Source organism: Pseudomonas sp. BW16M2 (genome assembly GCF_014268865.1).
GTDB lineage: Bacteria > Pseudomonadota > Gammaproteobacteria > Pseudomonadales > Pseudomonadaceae > Aquipseudomonas > Aquipseudomonas peradeniyensis.
Window position 1 is genome coordinate 68,634 of the sequence record NZ_JABWRI010000030.1, and the last position, 4,544, is coordinate 73,177.

The 4,544-nt window shown below is 66.6% G+C and carries 4 protein-coding genes; 3 read left to right on the plus strand and 1 reads right to left on the minus strand.

The features are described from left to right. Positions 1-484: 484 nt before the first annotated feature. Positions 485-1,510: an AraC family transcriptional regulator gene (locus HU735_RS21975; RefSeq protein WP_186715300.1), complete on the minus strand. Its 1,026-nt coding sequence runs from the start codon at positions 1,508-1,510 to the stop codon at positions 485-487. Between the two features lie 172 nt (positions 1,511-1,682). On the opposite strand from HU735_RS21975, the gene HU735_RS21980 reads away from it, so the two are divergent. From HU735_RS21980 to HU735_RS21990, 3 genes are read left to right on the plus strand one after another with little or no spacing between them, the layout of a single operon-like run. Continuing rightward, complete coding sequence (locus HU735_RS21980; protein WP_186715302.1) at positions 1,683-2,867, plus strand: acetyl-CoA C-acyltransferase family protein; 1,185 nt, start codon at positions 1,683-1,685, stop codon at positions 2,865-2,867. A 14-nt stretch (positions 2,868-2,881) separates the two neighbouring features. After that, positions 2,882-3,730 carry a 3-hydroxybutyryl-CoA dehydrogenase gene (locus HU735_RS21985; RefSeq protein WP_186715304.1) on the plus strand — a complete coding sequence of 283 codons (849 nt, stop codon included), beginning with the start codon at positions 2,882-2,884 and terminating at the stop codon, positions 3,728-3,730. Positions 3,731-3,742: 12 nt separating this feature from the next. After that, complete coding sequence (locus HU735_RS21990) at positions 3,743-4,330, plus strand: TetR/AcrR family transcriptional regulator (protein WP_186715305.1); 588 nt, start codon at positions 3,743-3,745, stop codon at positions 4,328-4,330. Positions 4,331-4,544 lie beyond the last annotated feature (214 nt).

The following is a 4,544-nucleotide window of genomic DNA, read 5'->3' on the forward strand; positions in this document are numbered from 1 at the left end:
CGAGGCTGCCATCCATGAGTATTGTTCTTATGGGACGTGCAGGACGACGGGCGTCCTGCCTGTCGGGCCCGGCCATCGGGCCGGGGCGGTCATGCGTCGGCGATCAGGGGCCGAGCGCTACACCGTTGCGAGCGGGAGTGGTGGGCGGGACGCCGTGCGGCCGGGCGGCAGCGCACGTGATGGGAAGAGCAGCGACTACGGGCGCACGGCCCGTCATATCTACGATTCCAGACTGCGTGACCAATTGAAACCTCACCATCCTTATGGGGGGGCGTGGAAGGGCCACGAGCGTTGAGCCTGGGTGGTCCCTTCGGCTGCGGTACCGGTGACCTGTGGGTCAGCGGCGATCCATTGGCGCCGGGCTCCTGGCCCCGCGCGCTGGCGGATGATAACCATGCGAGTCGGCGCCAAGGCAACAAAAAGAAATGTTTTCTTGATTGGGTGCTGATCTTTCGAGGTGCTCGACGAAACGGGATATTACGTACTACGTATTACACCACGAATCATGTTTCCCCTTGGCCCGGTAACTGCCCGGACTCTGCCCGGTCCATTTCTTGAACGCTCGGTGAAACGCGCTGGGCTCCTGGAACCCGGTGTGCTCGGCAATCTCGGCAATGCTCAGGCGCCCTTCGCGCAGCAGCTCGAAAGCCATTGCTCGACGCACCTCGTCCTTGATCTGCTGGTACGAGCGCCCTTCCCGCTCCAGCCGGCGGCGGAAGCTGCTGGCGCTAAGCCCCTGCCGCTCGGCCATGGCGTTGAGGGTCGGCCACTGCCCGTAGTGGCGGGCGCGCAGGTGGCGGTAGACCTCGGCCACCAGGCCGTTCTGGTTGCGAAAGCGGATCACCAGCCCCTGCGGCGCGCTGCGCAGGAAGCCCTTCAGCGCCGCCAGGTCCTGCACCACTGGCAGACGCAGCCAGGCGCTGTCGAACTCGACCTCGGTACGCCCGCTGCCCAGACGCAGGTCCGGCCCCCACAGCAACGCATCATCCTCCTGCGCGGGCCGCGCCAGGGCCAGCTCGGTGCGGTCGATGGCGATGCGCCTTCCCGCCAGCCAGCACAACAAGCCGATCACCAGCACCAGGTAGGTTTCCTCGGCATAGACCCGGGTCAGCGGATCGGCGATGTTCGACTGCACACTGATCACCGCGCGCGCGCCGCGCACCGTGACACTGCCGTTCAGGTCGCGCAGGAACAGGGCGAAACTGCCCAGGCACTGGCGCAGTGCCTTGCCCAGGGTGGGTTCCTGGATCAGCCCGCGGCAGATCAGGGCGAAGCTGCCCAGGGGCATGCCGTGGCTGTCAAGGTGGAAGAACTCGTCGTGCAGCTCGTCGATCAGCGCCAGCCACAGTTGGGCGAATGCCTTGGCCGGCACCCGCGCCAGGGGCTCGGCCAGCACCTGCGGATCAATGCCCACCGCCCGCAGATGGGCGTCGCGTGCCTGTGGCCGCTCACGCAGGGCGTGGAGCATGGCATTGAGGAAGTACACCGCGACCGTATCGCTATCGCGCATGGCAGAAGTCCGCTGTCTATGCTGAGTGGCAAAAAATGCCAGGTTGATTGAACAGATCCGGCATAGGCCACCTGAAGGCCTTTGCCTAGACTCGATCCACCCCGGGAGGGTGCGGCCGCCATTCTCGCAGAGCCACCCCCACCCCGCCACGCCTTCGCAAACGGAGCCCCCCATGAGCAGCAAAGAAATCTTCGTCGTCAGCGCGGTACGTTCGGCCATCGGCAGCTTCGGCGGTTCGCTCAAGGACCTGCCCCTGGCCGACCTCGCCACCCAGGTGACCCGCGCCGCCATCGAGCGTTCGGGCGTCGCCGCCGAGCAGATCGGCCATGTGGTAATGGGCAACGTGATCCCCACCGAGCCGCGCGACGCCTACCTGGGCCGGGTCGCCGCAATGAACGCCGGCATCCCCAAGGAAACCCCGGCCTTCAGTGTCAACCGCCTGTGCGGCTCGGGCCTGCAAGCCATCGTTTCGGCCACCCAAGGCCTGCTGCTGGGCGACAGCGATATCGCCCTGGCCGCCGGCGCCGAATCCATGAGCCGCGGTCCCTACCTGCTGCCACAGGCCCGCTGGGGTGCGCGCATGGGCGACCTGCAGGGCATCGACTACATGGTCGGCATCCTCCAGGACCCGTTCGAACACTTCCACATGGGCATCACCGCCGAGAACGTTGCGGCGGCCCACGGCATCAGCCGCGAGATGCAGGACGAGGTCGCCCTGACCAGCCAGCGCCGCGCCGCCCGCGCCATCGCCGAGGGCCGTTTCGACGGCCAGATCGTGCCGATCGAGATCAAGACCCGCAAAGGCCCCGTGCAGTTCGCCGTGGACGAGAACGTGCGCGGCGATGCCAGCGCCGAACAGCTGGCGGCCATGAAAACGGTGTTCAAGAAGGACGGCACCGTCACCGCCGGCAACGCCAGCAGCATCAACGACGGCGCCGCCGGCCTGGTCCTGGCCACGGGTGACGCCGTACGCCGCGAGGGCCTCCAACCGCTGGCGCGCATCGTCGCCTACGCCCACGCCGGGGTGGAGCCAGCGCTGATGGGCCTGGGCCCGATCCCGGCCACGCAGAAGGTGCTGGAAAAAGCCGGTTTGAAGGTCGCCGACCTGGACGTGATCGAGTCCAACGAAGCCTTCGCCTCCCAGGCCTGCGCCGTGGCCCGGGCCCTGGGCTTCGACCCGGAGAAGGTCAACCCCAACGGCTCGGGCATTTCCCTCGGCCACCCGGTCGGCGCCACCGGGGCGATCATCGCCACCAAGGCCATCCATGAACTGCACCGCGTCCAGGGCCGCTACGCCCTGGCCACCATGTGCATCGGCGGCGGCCAAGGCATCGCCGTCATCTTCGAACGCGTCTGAAAGGAGTCAGCAACATGAACATCGAACGCATCGCCGTGATCGGCGCCGGCACCATGGGCAACGGCATCGCCCAGGTGTGCGCACTGGCCGGCTACCAGGTCCTGCTGGTGGACGTCTCCGACGCCGCGCTGGAGCGCGGCGTGGCGACCCTGGGCAAGAACCTCGAACGCCAGGTCGGCAAGGGCACCATCGACGCCGACAAGGCCAGCGCGGCCAAGGCGCGCATCCGCACCAGCACCGACTACGCCCAGCTGGCGGACGCGCAGCTGGTAATCGAAGCGGCCACCGAAAACCTCGCCCTCAAGCAGCGCATCCTGCAGCAGGTGGCCGCCAATGTCGGCGCCGAGTGCCTGATCGCGACCAACACTTCGTCGCTGTCAGTCACCCAGCTGGCGGCCAGCATCGAGCAGCCGCAGCGTTTTATCGGCGTGCACTTCTTCAACCCGGTGCCGATGATGGCGCTGGTCGAGATCATCCGGGGCCTGCAGACCAGCGATGCGACCTACGCCCAGGCGCTGCTGGTCACCGAAAAGCTCGGCAAGACCCCGATCACCGCTGGCAACCGTCCGGGCTTCGTGGTCAACCGGATCCTGGTGCCGATGATCAACGAGGCGATCTTCGTGTTCCAGGAAGGCCTGGCCAGCGCCGAGGACATCGATACCGGCATGCGCCTGGGCTGCAACCAGCCGATCGGCCCGCTGGCCCTGGCCGACCTGGTGGGCCTGGACACCTTGCTGGCGATCATGGAGGCCTTCCACGAGGGCTTCAACGACAGCAAGTACCGCCCCGCCCCGCTGCTCAAGGAGATGGTTGCCGCCGGCTACCTGGGGCGCAAGAGCGGTCGCGGCTTCTTCACCTACTGACGGAGCCGCGCCATGCCCCCGGTCAACGCGGCGCTGCGCTGCGCCAACTTCGAGGAGCGGCGTGACCGGGCCATGGCCCTGTTCGCCGAGAAAGGCTTCGGCCAGGTCAGCATGCGTGAGCTGGCGGCGCACGTGGGCTTGACCGCGGGCTCGCTGTACCACCATTTCCCCAGCAAGCAGGACCTCTTGTATGACTTGATCGAGGAGTTGTACGAGGAGTTGCAGGCCACCCTGGACCTGGGCCGTCGGGCGCGGGCCCAGGGTCGGCCGGTGCTGGCTTGCCTGATTGCCGCGCACTGGCAGTTGCATGCGGAGCGGCCTTTGCAGTTTCGTCTGGCCGAGCGGGATGTCTGCTGCCTGACCGGGGAGCAGCAGGCGCGGCTGGCGGGCTTGCGGGAGCGCTATGAAACCGGGCTTTTGCGGTTGATTGCGCCACAGGCGCGGTTGGGGGTGGAGGTTCTCGCGGCTACCGGGCATGTGCTGGCGACGCTGTTGAACCAGTTGCCTGGGATGTTGCGGGGGAAGGGGCTGGGTGAGGTGGAGGGGGTTGGGTTGATGGAGAGTTTGGTGGTGGGGGCTGTGGAGAGGGCTTTGGGGTAGGGTTTTTGTTCTGGCTCTGGTTCCGTGGTGATTGTTTTGGTTTTTGTATGCGCATTCGTAGGTGATGTCGACATTTAGTCACCTTTTCGCCTTTACGGCGACCTACTTTTCTCTAGGGAAAAGTAGGCAAAACCGTTCCGCTCCGTTCATCCGGCCCCTGCGCTTCGCTCCGGGGTTCCCTCGCTCCGTTCTTGCTCCCGGGAGGACCGCGCTG